Here is an 18,405-nt window from a genome sequence, read left to right on the forward strand (position 1 = left end):
GACAACTCGCCTGAGAGCTCACCCGAGGGCTGACCGGAGGGCTCAGAGAGTGATCCACTCGGTGGCGGTGGTGACCTCGTCGAGGACGGCTGGAATGGGCGCGACGCCCAGCCCCGGCCCGGTCGGCACCGCCAGGTGGCCGTCGCTCAGCTCGAACGGCTCGGTGATGTCGGTGGCGAAGTAGCGGCGCGAGGCCGAGGTGTCGCCCGGCAGCGTGAACCCGGGCAGCGCGGCCAGCGCCACGTTCGCGGCCCGGCCGAGCCCGGTCTCCAGCATGCCGCCGCACCACACCGCGATCCCGTTCGCCCGGCACAGGTCGTGGATGCGGCGGGCCTCCAGGTAGCCGCCGATGCGGCCGGGCTTGACGTTGACGATCGAGCAGGAGCCCAGGGCGATCGCGGCGGCGGCGTGCTCGACCGACTCGATCGACTCGTCCAGGCAGATCGGCGTCCGCAACTGCTTGGCGAGCTTGGCGTGCTGGACGAAGTCGTCGTTGGCCAGGGGCTGCTCGATGAGCAGCAGGCCGAAGTCGTCCAGCTTGGCCAGCTGGCGGGCGTCCACGAGGGTGTAGGCGGCGTTCGCGTCGACCTGGAGGAGAACGTCGTCGCCGAACCGCTCGCGCACCGCCCTGACCGGCTCCACGTCCCAGCCGGGCTCGATCTTCAGCTTGATCCGCACGTATCCCTCGTCGAGGTAGCCCTCGACGGCGTCGAGCAGTTGCGGGATCGAGTCCATGATGCCGACGGAGACCCCGCACGGCACCCGGTCACGGGCCGCGCCGAGGAACCGGCCGAACGACTCGCCCGATGCCCTGAGCTGGGCGTCCAGTACGGCCGTCTCCAGGGCGGCCTTGGCCATCCGGTGGCCCTTGATCGGCTCCAGGGCGCGGCCGACGGCGTTCGCGTCGAGGGTGCGGGGCAGGGCGGGCAGCAGGAAGCGCCGGATCACCTCGGCGGCGCCGTCGACGTACTCGGGGGAGTAGAGCGGCTCCGACATGGCCACGCACTCGCCCCAGCCCTCGGCGTCGGGCGTCACGACCCGCACCAGCAGCACGTCACGGGCCGTCTCGGTGCCGAACGAGGTGCGGAACGGCGCCACCAGCGGCATCGCGATCCGCCGCAGCTCAACTCCGGTGATCTTCACGCTTTCTCCACTACGTAAAAGGACTTCTGATGGAACCCGGTGACGACGCGGCCTTCGGCGATCAGGCCGCCCAGGACGTCCCGCATGGCATGACGCCATGCCTTGGCCGTTCCCGGGTCGGCTCGGCGCAACCCCTCGATGTCCGCAGGCGCGGCCACCAGCACCACCGCGGCGTCCGTACGGCCCGGCACCGGCCGGCCCCCGTCGTCGGCCAGGCCCACCACCGCGTCGCCCGGCACGTGGACCGGCCACGGCTCGCGCCTGGCCAGGGCCTCGACATGCGGCGCGGACAGCTCCCAGACGGCCAGTATCCGGTCGGACTCGTCGCCCTGGTTGATCTCGTCGTCCATGATGCCGTAGAAGCCGGGCAGGTATTCGCGCGGCCGGGCGCCCAGCTTGGCCAGGTTGAAATGGGCGTTGCGGCGTACCAGCGGATCGTAGGTCCAGGTGACCCGGCCCAGCTCGCGCTCCAGCGCCCACCGGCGCTGGTGCAGCTTGATCTCGAACCCGATCCCGCGTCCGGCGGAGGCGCCGGTGATGTGGGAGTGCAGCGCGTTGCCCGTCGCGAGGAACCCGACGGACCCGCCGGCCATCCGGTCACCGTCGAAGGCGCCCGCGACGTAGCCGCCCGCGTGCGACAGCGCCCGCATCAGCTCGACCGTGATCGGCTGCCCGCCCTGGTCGAACCGCCAGATGCCGTCGAACAGCGCGAACAGTTCCTCGAACTCCGCGATCTCGTGTAGTTCCCTGACCGCGATCAACCTGCCGGCCCTCCGAGTAGTCGATGTCACCCGCGACCGTACGCCACAGTGAGGGCGGCCGATTCGTGCCGGTTCACCAAGACGGGAGGGTTCTTCGTCGCCGAGCCCTACGGCCCGGCTCGGCAGCGCGAGCCCTCCGGTGGGACTTCGCGCTGTCGGCGGCTTGAGGACGGCGGGGTGTCAGCCGCGCGATCACGACGCGTCGTAGCGCAGGCGGGAGCCGGCTACGTATGCACGGTGCTGCTCGGCCCATGCGATGAGCCCGGAGACCTGGGCCGAGAGCGTCTGCCCGACGGGGGTGAGGGCGTAGTCCACCCGGGGCGGCGAGGTGGGGGTGACGGTGCGCTCGACCAGGCCGTCGCGCTCCAGGCTGCGCAGGGTGAGGGTGAGCATCCGTTGGGAGATGCCTTCGATGGCCCGCTGCAGTTCGGAGTAGCGCTTGGGTCCGCTGCCGAGCAGGTTCATCACCAGGACGCTCCATTTGTCTCCGACGCGGTCGAGGATGTCGCGCAGCTGGCAGGTCGGGTGGTCCTCGCCGATCGTTTCGCGCACATCGGTGTGCCTTGCGGGGGTCAAAGTGCCTTCTTCCGTCATGGCGGCATTGTGGACCAGACTCGGGAAGCGCACAAGAAGTAACCAGCGCACAGAAAGTGCTGTTGTGATGAGCATCGACTTGACCGATCCCCCACCCCGATCCGGCCCTCGCCCGCAGACCACGGGCCGGGAGATCCCGCATGACCAGCTCGACCAGTTCTCCCCGCCGCGCATCAGGGCCGCTCTGGTGGCGGACGCGCAGGCGCTGGCGGGCGTGTTCACCGGCCCCAGCCAGGTGTCCGAGCCCGCCTCGCTGGCGCTGCGGCTGCATGAGCCCGCCGGGCCATGGGCGGCGTTCCTGCACCCCAGCCCCGACGAGTTCGGGCACATTCACCGCTCGGGCTTCCTCCATCTCACCGTGCCCGTGCCGCTCATCGAGCCGCTGCAGCGGGCCGGGTGGATCGAGCCGCATCCGATCAGCCGTCGTCCTGAGTGGCCGGACACGATCGTGATGCTGTACGCCCCCCGCGACGAGGCCGAACTGGCTGTCGCCCGCGCCGTCCTGCGCGCTTCCTGGCGGCAGGCCACCGCATCATCTGCTACAGAAACGGAGTGATCATTATGCGTGCCATGGCTTTCACCGACTTCGGCGCCGACCTGGCGGCCACCGACCTTCCCGTACCCGAGCCCGGTCCCGGGGAAGTGCTGGTCCGGGTGCTGGCCTCCTCGGTCAACGGCTTCGACCTGGGCGTGCTGGGCGGCTATCTCAAGGGCGTCTACGACTACGACTTCCCCGTCGTGCTCGGTAAGGACTTCGCCGGCACCGTGGCGGCCGTCGGCGACGGCGTGACCGGCCTGGCGCCGGGTGAGGACGTGTTCGGCGTGGTCATGCGTCCGACCCTGGGACAGGGCGGCTACGCCGAGTACGTGGTGGTGAGCCGGCAGTACGGCCTGGCCAAGATCCCCGACGGGCTGGACCACACCCGCGCGGGCGTGCTGGGACTGGCCGGCACCGCCGCACTCAACGCCATCGACGCCGTCGCCCCGGTACCGGGGGAAACCGTCCTGATCTCAGGTGCGACCGGCGGCGTCGGCGCGTTCGCCGTCCAACTGGCTGCCGCCCGCGGCGCCCGGGTGATCGCCACCGCCCGGCCCGGAGCCGAAGCCGCCTTCGTCACCGGCCTGGGTGCCACCTGGGCCGTCGACCACACCGACCTGCCGGCACAGGTACGCGCGATCACACCGGACGGGGTGGATGTCGCGCTGCACCTGGCGGGCGACGGCCCGGCCGTCGCCGCCCTGCTGGCCAACGGTGGGCGGCTGGCCTCCACCCTTCACTATCTGCCCGACGAGCCAGGCCGGGACATCAAGGCCACGGCGGTGATGGCCGACCCCAGCCCGGCCACCCTCGCCCGGCTCGCCGCCGACGCGGCCGAAGGACGCCTTCGGGTGCCGGTCGCCCGCACCTATCCGCTGGCCGAGACGCCGCGCGCGATCGCCGACTTCACCACCGGAACCGTCGGCAAACTCGCCGTCACCATCTGACGGAGACGCCGCCATGCGGCAGCGGACCGAGTCGGCGGGGAACTGCTCCAGCAGTGCCGGGCCGAACGGATCGAGCCGCCCTCTCCGGGGCGGATCACTCGGATCGTACGGTCGGCACTGCACAACGCGGAGCAAACCTGGTTTCGGTTAACGGCACCCCAGGTCGCCGGCGCGCTTGGGCTCGCAGCCAGCCCCTGGTTCAAGCCGCTCGCCATCGTGGCCGCGACCGGTCTCACACTGCTGCTGATCGGCGTGGCCCTCCTGGCTGGGGTCGAGGGCGGGGGTGATCGTCTCCCACGCGGAGAGAAGATGCGCCACGCTCGGATCCGGCGGGCGCAGCAGCGAAACCAGCATCCCCGTGAATTGCGTCACCGACCAGGGCAGCCGGCGGCCCAGAGCGGTCTGCACCTGCGCCTCCCGCTGGCGGAACACCGGGTGGTCGAGCCGTACGTAGGAGACCCCTTCGGTCGGCACGTCCCGGTGCAGGTCGCCGAGATCTCCCACGAGGGCGATGCCGCCCGAGCAGCGGACGAACTCGTGCAGCGGGCCGAGCCAGTCACAGACCAGCACCGGGCGGACCGTCAGGCCCTCGATCTGCGTACCGATGTCGAAGAGCTCGCGCTGGCTGGTCCCGGGGGAGGCGAGGGCGAGGGGATACTCGCACAACTCCGCCAGCCCGACCCGATCCCGCCCGGCGAGCTCGTGCCCGAGCGGGACGACCGCGACCAGCGGGATCACGACGGCGCACTCCACCCGCACATCGTGCTGTGGTCCCATCGCGTAGGTGACGGCGACGTCGGCGATCCCCTCGGCCACCCGGCGGGTCGCCTCCTGGCGAGGGACGACGTCGAGCCGGAACGTCATGTCGGGGTGGTCGCGCCGGAAGGCCGCCATCGCCCGCGGGACGATCCGGCGTCCGAACCCCTCCGAACAGGCCACGGTGACGTTGCGGGCATCGGCTCCGCGTCCCGTCCGCAACTCGGTCACCAAAGCGGAGGACTCGGCCTCGCTGCGGCGGGCATGGGCGAGGAGCCGGGACCCGGCCTCGGTCAGGGTCATCCCACGCGGATGCCGGACGAACAGGGACACCCCGCACCCTGACTCCAGCTTGGTGATCTGCCTGCTGATCGCCGACGGCGCGACGGTCAGCGAACGGGCCGCCTCGGTCACCGACCCTGTCCGCGCGACCTCGAGGAAGTACGAGAGGCCCACGGGCAAGAGTTGCATCGGATCTCCCAGTGACGGCATGGCGGCGCAGGTTTGCCAATAATAGAACGCTGGATGCCGCAACCGGCAATGGTCGCAGCCTGGGAAACCGCCCTACGCTGCTGACAGCACGGCGCCCCCGATTGCCAGGAGAAACTGGTTGTGATCCCTGCGAACCTCATCGAACAGGCGGAGGAGTACGTCGACTCAGGCGCCTTCTTCGCCGACCTAGCCGCGATGGTCGCCTATCCCACCGTGAGCACCAAACCCGAGAGTCGTGTTGCTGTTAGGGCATACCTCGACGAGATCCTTACACCCGCGCTGGCCGACCTCGGGTGCTCCGTGACCGAGTACCCCAACCCCTGCGCCGACGACGGCCCGTTCCTGGTAGGCACCCGGGTCGAGTCTCCTTCGCTGCCGACGCTCCTCTGCTACGGCCACGCCGATGTGGTGGACGGCCACGCTGGCCGGTGGAGCGGCGGCCGTGACCCGTGGACGCTGACCGCCGACGGCGACCGCTGGTTCGGCCGCGGGTCGGCCGACAACAAGGGGCAGCACCTGATCAACCTCGCGGCGCTGCGGCTGCTGCTCGCCCAGCAGGGGTCGCTCGGGTTCAACCTGATCTTTCTGTTCGAGACCGGCGAGGAGATCGGCTCGCCCGGGCTGGCCGAGTTCGCCGCCACGCACCGCGAGGCGCTGCGGGCGGATGTGCTGATCGCCTCGGACGGCCCGCGCCTGGACGCGGCGACGCCGACGCTGTTTCTCGGGTCGCGCGGGGGTGTCCAAATCCTCTTCGACGTCGACCTGCGTCCCGGCTCGTATCACTCCGGCAACTGGGGCGGCGTCATCCGCAACCCCGCCACCACCCTCGCCGGCGCGATCGCGAGTTGCGTCAACGGGCACGGGCGCATCCAAGTGCCCGCTCTGCTGCCGCCGGAGCTCCCGGACGCGGTCCGCGAGGCGCTGGCCGGCGTCACCGTCGCGAACAGCCCCGGCGACCCGCCTCCCGACGAAGGCTGGGGTGACACCGGACTGACCGCCGCCGAGCGGCTGTACGGCTGGAACACAGTGGAGGTCCTGTCGCTCGGGTCGGCCGACATCGACAACCCCGTCAACGCGATCCCCGGCCGGGCCCGCGCGATCCTGCAGCTGCGGTACGTGGCCGGGACCGATGTGAGCGGGGTGGAGAAGGCCATCACCGAGCATCTCGCCGCCCACGGTTACCCGATGGTCGACGTCAGCATCCTGGGCGACTTCCCCGCCAGCCGTACGGCACTCGACGACCCGTGGGTGCGGTGGGCCAAGAGATCGCTGGAGCAGGCCGGCGGCAAGCCCGTCGCCGTGCTGCCGAACATCGGCGGCTCCCTGCCCAACTTCGTCTTCACCGACGCCCTCGGCCTGCCGACCCTGTGGCTGCCGCACTCGTACCCGGGCTGCCTGCAGCACGCGCCCGACGAGCACATGCTGGCCGCGATCGCCCGTGAGGGCGTCGTACTGGCCGCCACGCTGTTCCACGCTCTCGGCAACCCCACGGCCGACCACCCTCTCCCAGCCCGCCGCCAGGCCTGACGAGCGTCAGCCCGCGCACCCACCGGAAGGACCCCGATGGCCGTCGCCTCGACCGATTCACCTCAACCCGCGAACCGCCCGGCGGCACCCGCGAGGCGTGGATCATCCCCCAGACGAGCGATCGCCGCGGCGACCGTCGGTAACGCGCTCGAGTGGTTCGACCTCGCCGTCTACGCGATGATGGCGGCCTACATCGGGAAGGTGTTCTTCCCCGACGACGCCCCGGGCGTCCAGCTGGTGCAGGCCTATGCGGTGTTCGGCGTGACGTACCTGATCCGTCCCCTCGGAGGGCTGTTCATCGGCGCGTACGCCGACCGGCACGGGCGCAAGAAGGCCCTGATGCTGACCATCTGGATGATGGTCCTCGGCACTCTCCTGATCGCGGTCTTGCCCGGCTACGCGACGCTCGGGTTCGTCGCGCCACTGGGGATCGTGGTCGCGCGACTGATCCAGGGATTCGCGGCCGGCGGCGAGTTCGGTGCCGCCACCTCGTTCCTGGTCGAGCAGGACGACAGCCGCAAGGGCTTCCTCGGCAGCTTCCAGTTCGCCAGCCAGGGGCTCTCGACCTTGATGGCCGCCGGGTTCGCCGCGGGTCTGACCGCGGTGCTGTCCAATGAGCAGATGACAGCCTGGGGCTGGCGGGTGCCGTTCGTATTCGGCCTGCTGGTCGGCCCGGTCGGTCTCTACATCCGCAGGTACATCGAGGAGTCACCCGCGATCACGCTGCCGGAGAGGGCGGAGAAGAGACCTTCGCCGATCCGGTCGGTGTTCCGCCATCACTGGGGCGGCCTGCTGATCGCCGGTGGCGCGCTGGTGATCTCGACCGCGCTCAATTTCATCCTGCAGTACATGCCGACTTTCGGAATCGAAGAGCTGGGCCTGAACGATTCGCTGTCGTTCGTCTCGCTGCTCATCACCGGTGTCATCCTGACCGTCGCGACTCCGGTCGTCGGCCTGCTGGCCGACCGGTTCGGCCGGTTGAAGATCATGATCCCGGCCGCGGTGCTGATCGGCGCGAGCGTCGTCCCGCTGTTCGTCTGGCTCACCGCGGCGCCGTCGTTCCTCACCCTGACGCTCTGCATGACAATCCTCGGCCTGCTGAAGGCCGCCTACTTCGGCGCGCTGCCGTCGGTGATGGCCGACGCGTTCCCGGTGGACGCCCGCGCGACCGGCCTGTCCTTCAGCTACAACACGGCGGTCGCGGCGTTCGGTGGCTTCACTCCCACGATCGCCGCGGCGCTGATCTCGGGAACCGGGTCGCAGGTGTCGCCCGGGTACTACCTCCTGGCCGTCTCCTTCCTGAGTATCGCTGCACTGGCGTGCGGGTACCGGACCCGCGGTATCCGCTGAGGCGGGTCTCCTGCCACGGGTCGCGGCTTTCGCAGACCTACGACCGCGGCTCGCGGCCATGGCTTGGCGCGGTGCTCGGCGACGAAGCGGTTCGCCGCACTCGGGTCTGTGGTGGTCTCCGACCGGCTCAAGCCGGTGGACATTCCTTCCGACCGGCCGTGGCGTCGGACACCCCTGGGGCGCCCTCAACGCGGAAGGGACCCGACCGATGATGTCTCAACTCACGGTGGCTGGCCTCGCCATCGCCGCCGTGCTCACCGTCCTGGTCGGAGTCTACCTCTTCGCCACCGACCAGGCCCGCCGCTCCCGCGCCTGGCGCCTGCTGTTGCCTCTCGAGCCGCGCAACAGCCCGCACCTTCACATCTCAGCGACCATTCTCAGCGATCATGAGGCCCCCTGCATCCTGTCGGAGGGTATCCGGGAGCCGTAGGCCCTGGCCCGCTGGCAGCAAGCTCGCGACCCCGCCGCCCGCAGGCGCTGACGCCCGGCTGGCCGACGGTGCGGCCAGCTCACCGAGATCGCGAGAAGGGTGAGCAGGCGCCAGGAGCAGTCGTGCCGGTCGAACCGCACTGCGGGCCCTGGGGCTACGTGGTGATCCATCCATTGCCTCTCAGGCACGCTGCTCGGGCCCGTACGAGCCGCTCAGGGGCGGGGAGTGCTGTCGCCGGCCGCCGGTGGCGACTGGGCGAGGCCCGCCAGCGCCAGGAGGGCGGCGGCCGCCATGGCGGGCCTCTTCCATCGTCTGGAAGAAGTTCGCCGAGGTCTCCCGCCAAGGCGGAGAGAAACGTCTTTATCTTCCGTTCAGCGGTTAGAGCGCTTCCCCGGCCGTAGATCGCCGCATATGGTCCAGACGCGCCGCATCAGCTCGCCATTCATCGCGATGGATGTGCTCCAAGAACAGCCCCACCCCCGGCTCCGCTCAGAGCCGCGTTCCTTTCCTGCCTCGTGTCCTGTCCTCGTGGCGGCGGAGCCATGCCCGCTGCCTTCGTTCCGGAGAGGTAAGACCATGAGATTCCCCCTCAATCCAGCCGGCGGGCGACCGCTGGGCCGCGCCTCCTGGTCGGCGGCGTGCGTCGCGGTGATCGTCGCCCTGGCGACCGCGCTCGCTGGTGGCGCCGTCACGGCCCGGGCCGCCGCCACCGCTCAGGTCGCCGCCGAGCTGCTGTCGCAGGGCAAACCGGCGACCGCGTCATCCACCGAGAACGCCACCACGCCGGCCTCGGCGGCAGTGGACGGCAATGCCGCCACCCGCTGGGCCAGCGCCTTCAGCGACCCCCAATGGTTACGGGTCGACCTCGGTGCCACCGCCACCATCACCCAGGTCGTGCTGAACTGGGAGGCCGCCTACGGCCGGGCCTTCCAGATCCAGACCTCCGCCGACGGTTCGGCCTGGACCACCGTCTACACGACCACCAGCGGCACGGGCGGTGTGCAATCTCTCACTGTGGCCGGTAGCGGCCGGTACGTACGGCTGCTCGGAACGGCGCGGGGGACCGCCTATGGCTACTCCCTGTGGGAGTTCCAGGTCTACGGCACATCGGGCGGCACCACGCCGCCGGGGGGTGGCATCCCCGATCCGACGATCCAGTCGCTGGAGGCGACCAACGGACCGTTGGCCACCGCGACGTACACGGTTCCGAACCCCAGCGGCTACAAGGCCGGCACCGTCACGTACCCGACGGCCAGTGGCTCGTATCCGGGCATCGTCCTGATGCCGGGCTACCAGGGCACGCAGGCGAACCTGAGCTGGCTCGGCCCTCGCCTGGCGTCCTGGGGCTTCGTGGTCATCAACGTCGACACCAACACCCTGAGCGACACCCCCGACCAGCGCGGCACGGAGATCAGGGCCGCCGGCACCCAGCTGCTCAACCTCGGCAACGCCACGGGCAACCCCCTTACGGGCAAGCTGAACGGCACCCTCGGCGTGTCCGGCCACTCCATGGGCGGAGGCGGCACGATGGTGGCGCTGCGTGACGACAGCCGGTTCAAGGCGGGCGTACCCCTCGCCCCCTTCCACCAGAGCCCCAACTTCGCCGCCGTCAACAAGCCGACGTTCTTCCTGACCTGCGCGAGCGATGTGGCCGCGCCCGGCAACACCTACGCCAAGCCCTGGTACAACAGCATGACCCAGGCCGAGAAGCTGTACATCGAGGTTCCCGGCGACCACCTCTGCCCGATGACCGGCAACGGCAACAAGGCCAAGCAGGGCAAGTGGATCGTGTCGTTCTTCAGCCGCTGGCTGCGTAGCGACACCCGCTTCACGCCGTTCCTGTGCGGCACCCAGCGTGACGCCGACCGGACCAACACCTCACTGGTGACCCAGTGGATGGACACCTGCCCCTTCTGACCAGCTAGCTTTCCACGGCCGGGCATGGCGACATCGGCCGCTATGCCCGGCTGTCAGGCTCTTTGCCCAGTGGTGTGGAGGTAGCCCACGGTGGCGCAGAGCAGGAACACGCCCCAGACCAGGAAGATCGGATAGGTCCCTGCGAACCCCCAGCTCCCGTCGAGGACCATGGCACCGCCGTCGGGCGCGCACGTGCGGGTGATGCCGAACGCCAGGCATTTGGTCATCATCGCCCCGTACTGACCGACCAGCAGACCCACCACCGCCGCTGGAACGACCGCCAGGCCACGCGGTACCCGGCGCCGCCCCGCGAACGGCACCCACCCCGGGACGACTTGGCCCCATCGGCTGATCAGACCCCATGTGAGCAGGGCCCCGGCGGCCGGTCCGGCGACGAGCAAACCCCAGAACACCGCCGAACTGCCCAGCTCTGTCAAGCCGGAGCGGGAGTTCGCCGCTACACCAAACGGTACGCCCAGCCCCCACAGCAGGTGCGGAACCGAGAAGCCCAGCACCGGCACGCCGGCCGCCACCCAGGTCACCACCTTGGCCCAGAGCGCGGGACGGATCGTCCCATCGGCCCGGCGCACGGGTGGGCGTGGGGCGGTACGCATGCCGTAGCGGGTGGTGGTCAGCGCGAGCAGCAGCCCCAGCGCGGCAAGCAGTACTTGCCAGACGAGCGCGGGATCGCCGAGCTTGCCGAACGCCAGCCGCATGATCAGATTTCCCGGCGCCACCAGCGTGAGCGCGGCCGCTCCTGCCCAGCCCGCGCCCAGCAGCGCCGGCCGCGTATGTGATCTCATGGCCGCCCACGGTATGGCCCACCATCCTCTGGTGATCTCCCCCTCCTGGGCGAAAAACCTCCCCCGTGCGGGGGAATTCAGGCTGGGATCCGTCAGCGGCCGGCCGCGCGGCCGTGACCTGCGGGCGTGACAGGCGTGTTTCTAGATTGTTATGAAAGGCAACAAATTAGCCCGGAAATAGGGCTAGACCCGTCTCGCCTCCCGGGATTACGTTGCCGCAAACAACATTCAACGAAATGGTGAGGCCGGGACCCGGCGTACTCGAAGCTCGATCGACGGTCGGAGGCGCTGCCCATGACCATGACCACAGCAACGATGGCAAGCCCGTCCAGGCAACCGGATCCCGCACGGTCGGTGGCCAGCCGGGTCCTCAGTGTTCTGGACGCGTTCTCCGGCGAACGCCGCCGGCTGACCCTGTCCGACATCAGCCGGCGGACCAGGATGCCGCTGACGACGGCGCACCGCCTGGTCGGCGAGCTGGTCGCGTGGGGCGCGCTCGAACGCGACCGTAACGGCCGCTACCAGATCGGCCTGCACCTGTGGGAGGTCGCGGCATTGGCACCTCGCGGCCTGGGGCTGCGCGAGGTGGCCATGCCCTACCTCGAGGACCTCTTCGTGGCGACCCGTCAGCACGTCCAGCTCGCCGTCCTCGACGGGCTGGACGTCGTGTACATCGAGCGGATCTCCAGCCACGACGCCGTCGGCGTGCACAGCCGGGTCGGCGGACGATGGCCCGCGCACGCCACCGGTGTCGGGCTGGTGCTGCTCGCGTACGCGCCCCGGGCCTTCCAGGAGCGCTACCTGGGCAGGCCACTGGCGGCCTTCACCAACAAGACCATCGTGGACCCGGACGCCCTGCGGCGCGTACTGGCGGAGGTGCGGCGCACCGGCTTCGCCGTCAGCGACCGGCAGGTCACCCTCGACGCGGTGTCGGTGGCCGCGCCCGTGAGCGACGCGGCCGACGAGGTGGTGGCCGCGCTCTCCGTCGTCGTCCGCGCCGACGATCCGCTGCCGGGCTTGCCCATGCCCGGCGTGGTACCCCCGGTGCTGGCCGCCGCCCGCGGCATCAGCCTGCAACTCCTCCGGCATCCCGAAACACGGTAGCGGCGGAAAGTCCCCCTAGTCGTTCTTGGTCACGGTGCCGGTCTTGGCGTCGATCTTGAACCCCTGCCAGGTGCCGTTCGGGCTGACGACATCGACATCCCAGACGAGAAGGTCGTTGTTGTACTTGTCCAGGCTCATGTGGGTGATCTTGCCGTGCGACACCGAGGACGACACCTTCTCCAGCGCGTCCTTGAAGGTCACCTTGGCGTCCTTGATCAGCCCCATGACCCTGGCCTTCTCATATTTGCCGGTGTCCTTGGACCTGGCCTCCGAGACCACCTTTCCCGAGGCGTCCACTTCCAGCAGCCGCTCGGTGCCGTCGGGTCCGGCCAGTTGGACCTCCCAGATCTTGCCGTCGTTCTCTGACTGGACCGAGAGGACATGGGAGCCCTCGGCGGAGCTCGTGGCCGCGGTGGCCGCCTTCTCGAGGCTCGCCATGTCGCCGGGTTCCAGCTGGGGACCGCCCGGCGTCGACATGGGCAGGGGGATGACGCCGCGCGCGGGCTCCGCCTTGATGGTGCCGGACTGAGTGTGGGCGCCTGCGCAGGCCCCGGCCGCGAGCAGGGCCGAGCCGGCGAAGATGGTGCCTATGATGGTCTTTGACCGGTTTCTCCCATTCATGCTGAAGACGCTGCCCGGAACTCCATAAAGGCACGCCCAGGCGCTGGGCAACACGCTCCAGCGCTAGATCACTTCGCGGAGCACGTCGTCGACCGGGGTGGCACTCACGCCGAGGATCTTCTCGGTTTCGGCGTAGTCGACGACGAACGGGTGGCCGGGCTTGGTGAGCACTTCGTGCATTTCCCCCCAGAATGGTTCGGTGTACGCGAGCAGGGTCAGGTCGCGTTCGGTCATCTCCTCCATCCGTGGTTCCGGTGCCCCCGCGAGTTCGGCGAGCCGCTCGGCCAGTTCTCGTACCGACAGGGTCGAGGTGGGCGCGTGCCACGCCCTGCCGTACGCCTGATCGTCGCGGCTCGCGGCGACCAGCGTGCGCGCGGCGTCGCCGATCGCCGTGTAACTGTGCGGCACGTCGAGCTCCTGCGGCACCAGGACGAGCCTGCCCTCCAGTACGTGCCGCTGCACCATGAGGCTGAACACCGAGAAGGCTCCGGCGCCGTAGAACTGGCCGGCCCGCACCTCGGTGACCTTCACCCCTGAGGAGGCGGCCTCCTCCCATACCCGCGCCCTGGCCCGCCCCTTGGGCCCGGCCGCGGCCAGCGGGAAGTCCGGGGTGATCGGCCCGTCCACCGGGCCGTAGGCGTAGAGATTGCCGAGCATGACGTAGGCGGGCCCGGTCCGCTGCACCGCGGTGAGCAGCGACGCCGACAGGATCGGGAACTGCTCGGGCCAGGTGTGGTACGGCGGCGCGGCGGTGGTGAACAGCGTGTCCGCCCCCTCGGTCAGCTCGGTGAGCCGATCGGTGTCGGTCGCGTCCGCGGCGACCCTGTCGATGAGCGGGTGCTCGGGCCCGCCGCCGGTGCGGCTGATCATCCGTACCCGCTCGCCGTCCCCGGCCAGCAGCAGAGCGGTCTTCGACGCGGTAGCCCCACGACCCACGATCACATGAAATGTCATGACCACTACGGTGCCGACCCGCGGCCTCCTGGCATAGTGGCCGGAATGCCAACTATCCGGAGGATCTGGCCATGCACCGCGTCGCCGCAGTCGTCGTGCCTCCCGTGCTGAGTTTCGACATCTCGATCCCTTTCATGGTCTTCAACAGCGTCCCGCACTATGACGTGCGCGTCTGTACGGCGCGGCCCGGCCCGCTGCCGACCGTTGGGGGTCCCGATGTCGTAGTGGCGGACGGTCTGGACGCGCTGGACGGCGCGGACACGGTGCTCGCCGTCGGCAGCGGCGGCGAGCAGGCACCCCCGGAGGTTCTCGACGCCTTGAGGAGAGCCGCGGCCGGCGGCGCCCGGATCGCCTCGCTGTGCACGGGCGCGTTCGTGCTGGCCCAGGCCGGCCTGCTGGATGGGCGCCGCGCCACCACGCACTGGGGGCTGGCCGACGACCTCGCCACCCGCTTCCCGTCGATCGAGGTACGGCCCGACGTCCTCTTCGTCGAGGACGGCGGCATCTTCACCTCGGCGGGCGCCGCGGCCGCCATCGACCTGTGCCTGCATCTGGTCAGGCTCGACTATGGCGCGGCGGTGGCCAACGCGGCCGCGCGGCTCGCGGTCGTCTCTCCCGTACGGCCAGGCGGCCAGTCCCAGTTCATCGAGACACCGCTGCCTCCCGAGCGCGGCACCTCGCTCGCTCCCACCCGGGCCTGGGCGCTGGAGCACCTCGATCGCCCGCTCACCCTGGCCGACCTGGCCGGACACGCCAAGATCAGCGTGCGTACGCTGACCAGGCGCTTCCACGCGGAGACCGGGCTGAGCCCACTCCAGTGGCTGCTGTACCGGCGCGTCGACCGGGCCAGGGAGCTTCTGGAGACCACCGAACTGCCCATGGATCAGGTGGCCGGGAAGAGTGGTCTGGGCAGCGCGGACTCCCTCCGCAAGCACCTGTCGAACCGGGCCGGGCTCACTCCCACGGCCTATCGCGCGAGCTTCACCCGAAGAGGGTGAAACCGCACCAAACGGCCGGATGGTCGAAGCGGGTGTCGGAGCGGAGTACGGTGCGGGCCGTGGCGAAGGCGCGTCCGGGTGGGACGCCGCGGCTCAGCTCGGCGAGGTAGCGGGAGGTGAGCAGGGCGCCTGCTTCCAGGGTCACCGGCCACAGGGAGGCGACGACCGCCTCGACACCGGAGGCCAGCAGCGAGACGGCCAAGCCCTCGACCTCCATGTGGGAGAGGTCCTGGTCGATGTGGGCCGACCAGCAGCCCAGCAGGACGACCGTGCGCGGTTGCGTGGTGAAATCGTGCAGCGCGTGGGTGAGGCCGCGGCCGCGGCGGCCGTGACCCAGGAGCACGAGGGCGTCGGCCGAGCTCACCCGGTGGAGATCCGCCTGGAGGCAGATCCCGACGTCGGCTTCGTCCGAGGGCTGTTCCGAGTAGATCAGCTCGGCCAGGTCGCCGCCCGCCTCCAGCAGTTGCGCGTTCGCGCGCTCCGACCGGTCGTCCTGAACGGCGACGACGATCGCCGGAGTCGGCTCGGCCGGCCGCTGAGGCCGTCCGACCAGCGCTGTGGTCGCCACGACCCGCACCACGGTCGCTTCTCCCGCCGAAAGCAGAGCGGCCGCCGACCACGGTAGCTGGAGCGCGTAACCCTCGGTGCTGAGGTGCAGTTCGCCGAAGCGTCCGGCACCTGCCCCCAGTGCCTGCCAGAGCGTGGCGAGGCGCTCGTGGACGTCGGCGGCCGGGACGAGCCGTTCGAGGATGCCGGCGTACTCCTCCATGGTGGCGATCCGTGCCTCGCGTACCGCCTGTGCCGCCTCCTGCATCCGGTCGGAGAACCAGAGGTGGGCCTCGAAGAGCAGCTCGGGCGGGATGGTCTCCTCCGCCCACCCGCCGGCTTCGTCGGCGGTCAGGCTCCCCCCCGACGAAGCCGGCGGGTCGGCGGGGAGCCCGACCGCCATCCACCGGCCCTCGACGCGAACCGTGTGGGGATGCAGGCCGACGCAGATGACAGCGTGCCCGTCCGGCAGCGTGGCAGCGGCCGACGTGAGCGGCGAGACCAGCCACTGGGTAGGCTCCGTCCCGGTCAGGACGATGCCCCGCTGCCGGAGCTCCCGCGCGCGATGCCGTTCGAGCGCGTCGCCCGCGAGGAGGGCGTCCTGGAAGTCTCCACCGGACAGGTAGCGGGCGAAAAGGCAGCGCGAGAGCCGGGTATAGGGCGGGGTCATCGTGGCCTGGGCCCAGAGCGTGAGCATCCGGTTGAGGAAGACCGAACGCCGCTTCTCGGCGCGGGGTATCAGCTCCTGGTAGAGGTCGATGGCCTGGTCGAGCTCTTCCGCGGTCTCCAGGGCCAGCGCGTAGCCGGTGAGGACCGCCTCGGTCAACCATCCGTGTGCGGTCATGGTGTTGCGGCGCCGTTCGTCCAGGATGCGGTCGAGCGCGTAGGCCACCTTGCCGGTGAGCAGCGCCGACCCCCACAGCCGGACCGACAGGTCGCCTGTCGGGCCGCCACGGGCGAAGATCTCATCCGCCCGCAGCGCCTCGATGACCGCCACCTGACAGGCCAGCGCGAAGGCGAGGGCGATGTCCGTCACCAGGCTCTGCGGCGGATCGTCTCCCGCGGCCTGGAGCGCCAATACCCCGAGCTGGTGCACGCTCCGGATCAGGCTGCCGTTGACCGTTTCCCGTGGCGCGCGGCCGCCGGCCAGGAAGCCGGCCTCCGCCTGAAGGATCGCCAGGAGCAGCCGTAGCCGGTCAGCGGGATCCTCCGCGTCGACCAGCGCCCGGACCAGCTCGTTCAGGCAGTGATTCCCGACGATCAGCGTGCCGGCCTCGGCGGGAGCGTTGGGGCTGCGGAACTCCACCACGGCCATCGACTTGGCCCCGCCCAGGTCGATGGCGCCGATCTCCCCGGTGCCCAGATCACAGACGATCTCCAGTCCGGGGTTCACAGCGGAGGCCAGGGCGCCGAACATCTCCGCGAGCAGCGCGCGGGGCATCCTGTGCCCGATCTCCTCCGTGTCCAGCAGGTCGGCGATCTCGAACGCCTCGCCTTGGCGGCCGAACGCCACCAGGGAGACGACGAGGGCAGGGCCGACTTCGGACAGCCAGCCCCAGTCCTCGAGACTCAGATAGAGGTCGAACGCGCTGAGCTGATGGTTGAGGGCCCACTGGAACTCCCCGATCGACCTCTCCACCTCGCCGACCACGCGCTGGACATGCGCCAGCCCGGTCAGCTCGTTCAGCTCCACCCGGCCGGTGCGCTGGATGTCGGTGATCGTCGCCTCGATCGCGTCCCAGGCCATGCCGCGTCCATAGGGCCGGCCGCACTCCAAGGTCAACATCGCGGTGTAGAGCGCGCACAGCCGCCTCTGGTCGGGCCGGCAGGAACGCTCCACCAGCAGCGTCCGCTCCAATGCCTCCTCGTACCGTCCGGCCTCGTACGCGGCGACGGCCTCTTCAAGCCCGTCGGGCGGGTCGATGACGTCGGTGTCGGTCCAGGCGAAGGGCTGCCACTCTCCTCCGCCGAGGGTGCGCATGACCTGGCGTACCCCGCGGTTCTCAGGGGCGGCCGGAGACTCTTCTGCCGGCTCCCCGGCGAGCTGTTCGAGCAGGTCCGGCAGCCCGTTCAGGAGCGCGTCCCACCCGATCGCGGCCTCGCCGAAGCGCTCGGCCTCCACGGGGGTCAGAGAGATGTCCCTGTCCAGGAGGACGCCGACGGCCCGCTCCGCCCCGATGAGCTCGCCGATATCGTCGATCTCGCCCGTGATGACCTGCCTGGCCTCGGCGAGCGCGGTGTGGAACCACTCCAGCGCGGACGGCGGCAGTCTCTTCACCTTCGACCCGGGGGACAACGTCTCATCGTCCGGGTCGAGCGCGCCGTCGAGCACCTCACGGACGCTCCGCGCCTCGTCCCCGCACCAGAGCTCGGCGCGTCCGAGCAACTCGGCGGAGCGTTCGTAGTCGCTGATGAAGAAGATCGGGGAGGTTCGGATGTCCCGGCAGATCGCCTCGACCCTGGCCTGTCCGAAGATGCCCATCCGAGCCTCGCGCAGCCGGATCCCCTCCAGCGCGAGGGCGAACCACTCGTCGTCGAGCTCCCGGAAGTCGTTCAGCTCACGGAAGTTGCGTACGGACAGAGAGTTGACGCGCAGCGCGCCCACGTCGAACCCGCCCCGCTCCTCCAGCAGCGCGAAGATCTCCGCCCGGACCGCCGACTCCTCGCGGGAGGCGGTGAAGGTGTCGTAGACGAGAATGCTCCGGTCATCGTCGGCCCACAGCACAGGGGCGCTGAGGTCGCCCAGGTCGCCGCAGACGGCGCACTCCACCAGGTTCAGGCGGCCCTCGTCGACCAGTTCGAGCAGTTCGGGGGCGCTGTCCGGGGTCAGCACCATCCAGTAGACGGCCTCGGGCAGGAGCTCTCCACAGCGCGGGCAGACCAGGTCCCCAAAGGCTCCCGGCACGTAGGGGATGGCCACCGTC

16 protein-coding genes are annotated in these 18,405 nt (G+C 70.2%); 8 read left to right on the top strand and 8 right to left on the bottom strand.

Features of this window, described 5'->3' with window-relative positions; translation table 11 throughout:
- Nucleotides 1-42: 42 nt before the first annotated feature.
- The 3 genes from menC to ACIBO2_RS30200 all read right to left on the bottom strand — a co-directional run bounded on the left by menC (nt 43) and on the right by ACIBO2_RS30200 (nt 2,498).
- Nucleotides 43-1,143 carry an o-succinylbenzoate synthase gene (menC, locus tag ACIBO2_RS30190; protein WP_397301147.1) on the bottom strand — a complete coding sequence of 367 codons (1,101 nt, stop codon included), beginning with the start codon at nt 1,141-1,143 and terminating at the stop codon, nt 43-45.
- Nucleotides 1,140-1,904, bottom strand: coding sequence for a GNAT family N-acetyltransferase (locus tag ACIBO2_RS30195; protein WP_397301149.1), 765 nt, complete (start codon nt 1,902-1,904; stop codon nt 1,140-1,142). Before ACIBO2_RS30195 ends, menC begins: the two co-directional genes overlap by 4 nt.
- A gap of 192 nt (nt 1,905-2,096) precedes the next feature.
- Nucleotides 2,097-2,498, bottom strand: coding sequence for a helix-turn-helix domain-containing protein (locus ACIBO2_RS30200; protein WP_358542531.1), 402 nt, complete (start codon nt 2,496-2,498; stop codon nt 2,097-2,099).
- A 67-nt stretch (nt 2,499-2,565) separates the two neighbouring features.
- On the opposite strand from ACIBO2_RS30200, the gene ACIBO2_RS30205 reads away from it, so the two are divergent.
- Together ACIBO2_RS30205 and ACIBO2_RS30210 are read left to right on the top strand one after the other, a co-directional pair.
- Nucleotides 2,566-3,054 (top strand): luciferase family protein, encoded by a 489-nt coding sequence (locus ACIBO2_RS30205; protein WP_358542534.1) that lies wholly within the window; start codon nt 2,566-2,568, stop codon nt 3,052-3,054.
- A 14-nt stretch (nt 3,055-3,068) separates the two neighbouring features.
- Nucleotides 3,069-3,983: an NADP-dependent oxidoreductase gene (locus tag ACIBO2_RS30210; protein WP_358542537.1), complete on the top strand. Its 915-nt coding sequence runs from the start codon at nt 3,069-3,071 to the stop codon at nt 3,981-3,983.
- A gap of 147 nt (nt 3,984-4,130) precedes the next feature.
- Here ACIBO2_RS30210 and ACIBO2_RS30215 read toward each other — a convergent pair whose 3' ends face one another.
- Nucleotides 4,131-5,210, bottom strand: coding sequence for a LysR family transcriptional regulator (locus tag ACIBO2_RS30215; protein ID WP_358542539.1), 1,080 nt, complete (start codon nt 5,208-5,210; stop codon nt 4,131-4,133).
- A 141-nt stretch (nt 5,211-5,351) separates the two neighbouring features.
- On the opposite strand from ACIBO2_RS30215, the gene ACIBO2_RS30220 reads away from it, so the two are divergent.
- The 4 genes from ACIBO2_RS30220 (at nt 5,352) to ACIBO2_RS30235 (ending at nt 10,455) form a co-directional block, all read left to right on the top strand.
- Nucleotides 5,352-6,758 (top strand): M20 family metallopeptidase, encoded by a 1,407-nt coding sequence (locus tag ACIBO2_RS30220; protein ID WP_397301154.1) that lies wholly within the window; start codon nt 5,352-5,354, stop codon nt 6,756-6,758.
- 36 nt (nt 6,759-6,794) lie between these two features.
- On the top strand, nt 6,795-8,108 hold the full coding sequence (locus ACIBO2_RS30225; RefSeq protein ID WP_358542545.1) for an MFS transporter: 1,314 nt from the start codon (nt 6,795-6,797) through the stop codon (nt 8,106-8,108).
- A 208-nt stretch (nt 8,109-8,316) separates the two neighbouring features.
- Nucleotides 8,317-8,538: a hypothetical protein gene (locus ACIBO2_RS30230; protein ID WP_397301157.1), complete on the top strand. Its 222-nt coding sequence runs from the start codon at nt 8,317-8,319 to the stop codon at nt 8,536-8,538.
- Nucleotides 8,539-9,114: 576 nt separating this feature from the next.
- A complete protein-coding gene (locus tag ACIBO2_RS30235) occupies nt 9,115-10,455 on the top strand; it encodes a discoidin domain-containing protein (protein WP_397301160.1) in 1,341 nt (446 codons plus the stop codon).
- Between the two features lie 53 nt (nt 10,456-10,508).
- Here ACIBO2_RS30235 and ACIBO2_RS30240 read toward each other — a convergent pair whose 3' ends face one another.
- Nucleotides 10,509-11,258 carry a hypothetical protein gene (locus ACIBO2_RS30240; protein WP_397301163.1) on the bottom strand — a complete coding sequence of 250 codons (750 nt, stop codon included), beginning with the start codon at nt 11,256-11,258 and terminating at the stop codon, nt 10,509-10,511.
- 294 nt (nt 11,259-11,552) lie between these two features.
- Between ACIBO2_RS30240 and ACIBO2_RS30245 the strand changes: the two genes are divergently transcribed.
- Nucleotides 11,553-12,362, top strand: coding sequence for an IclR family transcriptional regulator (locus ACIBO2_RS30245; RefSeq protein WP_358542557.1), 810 nt, complete (start codon nt 11,553-11,555; stop codon nt 12,360-12,362).
- A gap of 15 nt (nt 12,363-12,377) precedes the next feature.
- On the opposite strand, the gene ACIBO2_RS30250 is transcribed toward ACIBO2_RS30245, so the two are convergent.
- Together ACIBO2_RS30250 and ACIBO2_RS30255 are read right to left on the bottom strand one after the other, a co-directional pair.
- Nucleotides 12,378-12,983, bottom strand: coding sequence for a PepSY domain-containing protein (locus tag ACIBO2_RS30250; protein WP_397301167.1), 606 nt, complete (start codon nt 12,981-12,983; stop codon nt 12,378-12,380).
- A 63-nt stretch (nt 12,984-13,046) separates the two neighbouring features.
- Entirely contained in the window at nt 13,047-13,937 is an 891-nt protein-coding gene (locus ACIBO2_RS30255) for an NAD-dependent epimerase/dehydratase family protein (protein WP_397301170.1), read from the bottom strand.
- A gap of 71 nt (nt 13,938-14,008) precedes the next feature.
- Here ACIBO2_RS30255 and ACIBO2_RS30260 point away from each other — a divergent pair, with 71 nt between their 5' ends.
- Complete coding sequence (locus ACIBO2_RS30260; protein ID WP_397301173.1) at nt 14,009-14,935, top strand: GlxA family transcriptional regulator; 927 nt, start codon at nt 14,009-14,011, stop codon at nt 14,933-14,935.
- Here the strand turns inward: ACIBO2_RS30260 and ACIBO2_RS30265 are convergent.
- Nucleotides 14,919-18,401, bottom strand: coding sequence for a CHAT domain-containing protein (locus ACIBO2_RS30265; RefSeq protein WP_397301176.1), 3,483 nt, complete (start codon nt 18,399-18,401; stop codon nt 14,919-14,921). The two genes, ACIBO2_RS30260 and ACIBO2_RS30265, sit on opposite strands and share 17 nt — an antisense overlap.
- Nucleotides 18,402-18,405 lie beyond the last annotated feature (4 nt).

The organism is Nonomuraea sp. NPDC050022 (assembly GCF_044460705.1).
GTDB lineage: Bacteria > Actinomycetota > Actinomycetes > Streptosporangiales > Streptosporangiaceae > Nonomuraea.

Excerpts from the sequence above, each read along its gene's own strand:
- ACIBO2_RS30200 (WP_358542531.1), bottom strand. The coding sequence starts at position 2,498 with ATGACGGAAGAAGGCACTTTGACCCCCGCAAGGCACACCGATGTGCGC.
- ACIBO2_RS30210 (WP_358542537.1), top strand. The coding sequence starts at position 3,069 with ATGGCTTTCACCGACTTCGGCGCCGACCTGGCGGCCACCGACCTTCCC.
- ACIBO2_RS30215 (WP_358542539.1), bottom strand. The coding sequence starts at position 5,210 with ATGCAACTCTTGCCCGTGGGCCTCTCGTACTTCCTCGAGGTCGCGCGG.
- ACIBO2_RS30260 (WP_397301173.1), top strand. The coding sequence starts at position 14,009 with ATGCACCGCGTCGCCGCAGTCGTCGTGCCTCCCGTGCTGAGTTTCGAC.
- ACIBO2_RS30255 (WP_397301170.1), bottom strand. The coding sequence starts at position 13,937 with ATGACATTTCATGTGATCGTGGGTCGTGGGGCTACCGCGTCGAAGACC.
- ACIBO2_RS30240 (WP_397301163.1), bottom strand. The coding sequence starts at position 11,258 with ATGAGATCACATACGCGGCCGGCGCTGCTGGGCGCGGGCTGGGCAGGA.
- ACIBO2_RS30245 (WP_358542557.1), top strand. The coding sequence starts at position 11,553 with ATGACCATGACCACAGCAACGATGGCAAGCCCGTCCAGGCAACCGGAT.
- ACIBO2_RS30225 (WP_358542545.1), top strand. The coding sequence starts at position 6,795 with ATGGCCGTCGCCTCGACCGATTCACCTCAACCCGCGAACCGCCCGGCG.
- ACIBO2_RS30205 (WP_358542534.1), top strand. The coding sequence starts at position 2,566 with ATGAGCATCGACTTGACCGATCCCCCACCCCGATCCGGCCCTCGCCCG.
- ACIBO2_RS30250 (WP_397301167.1), bottom strand. The coding sequence starts at position 12,983 with ATGAATGGGAGAAACCGGTCAAAGACCATCATAGGCACCATCTTCGCC.
- ACIBO2_RS30230 (WP_397301157.1), top strand. The coding sequence starts at position 8,317 with ATGATGTCTCAACTCACGGTGGCTGGCCTCGCCATCGCCGCCGTGCTC.
- ACIBO2_RS30235 (WP_397301160.1), top strand. The coding sequence starts at position 9,115 with ATGAGATTCCCCCTCAATCCAGCCGGCGGGCGACCGCTGGGCCGCGCC.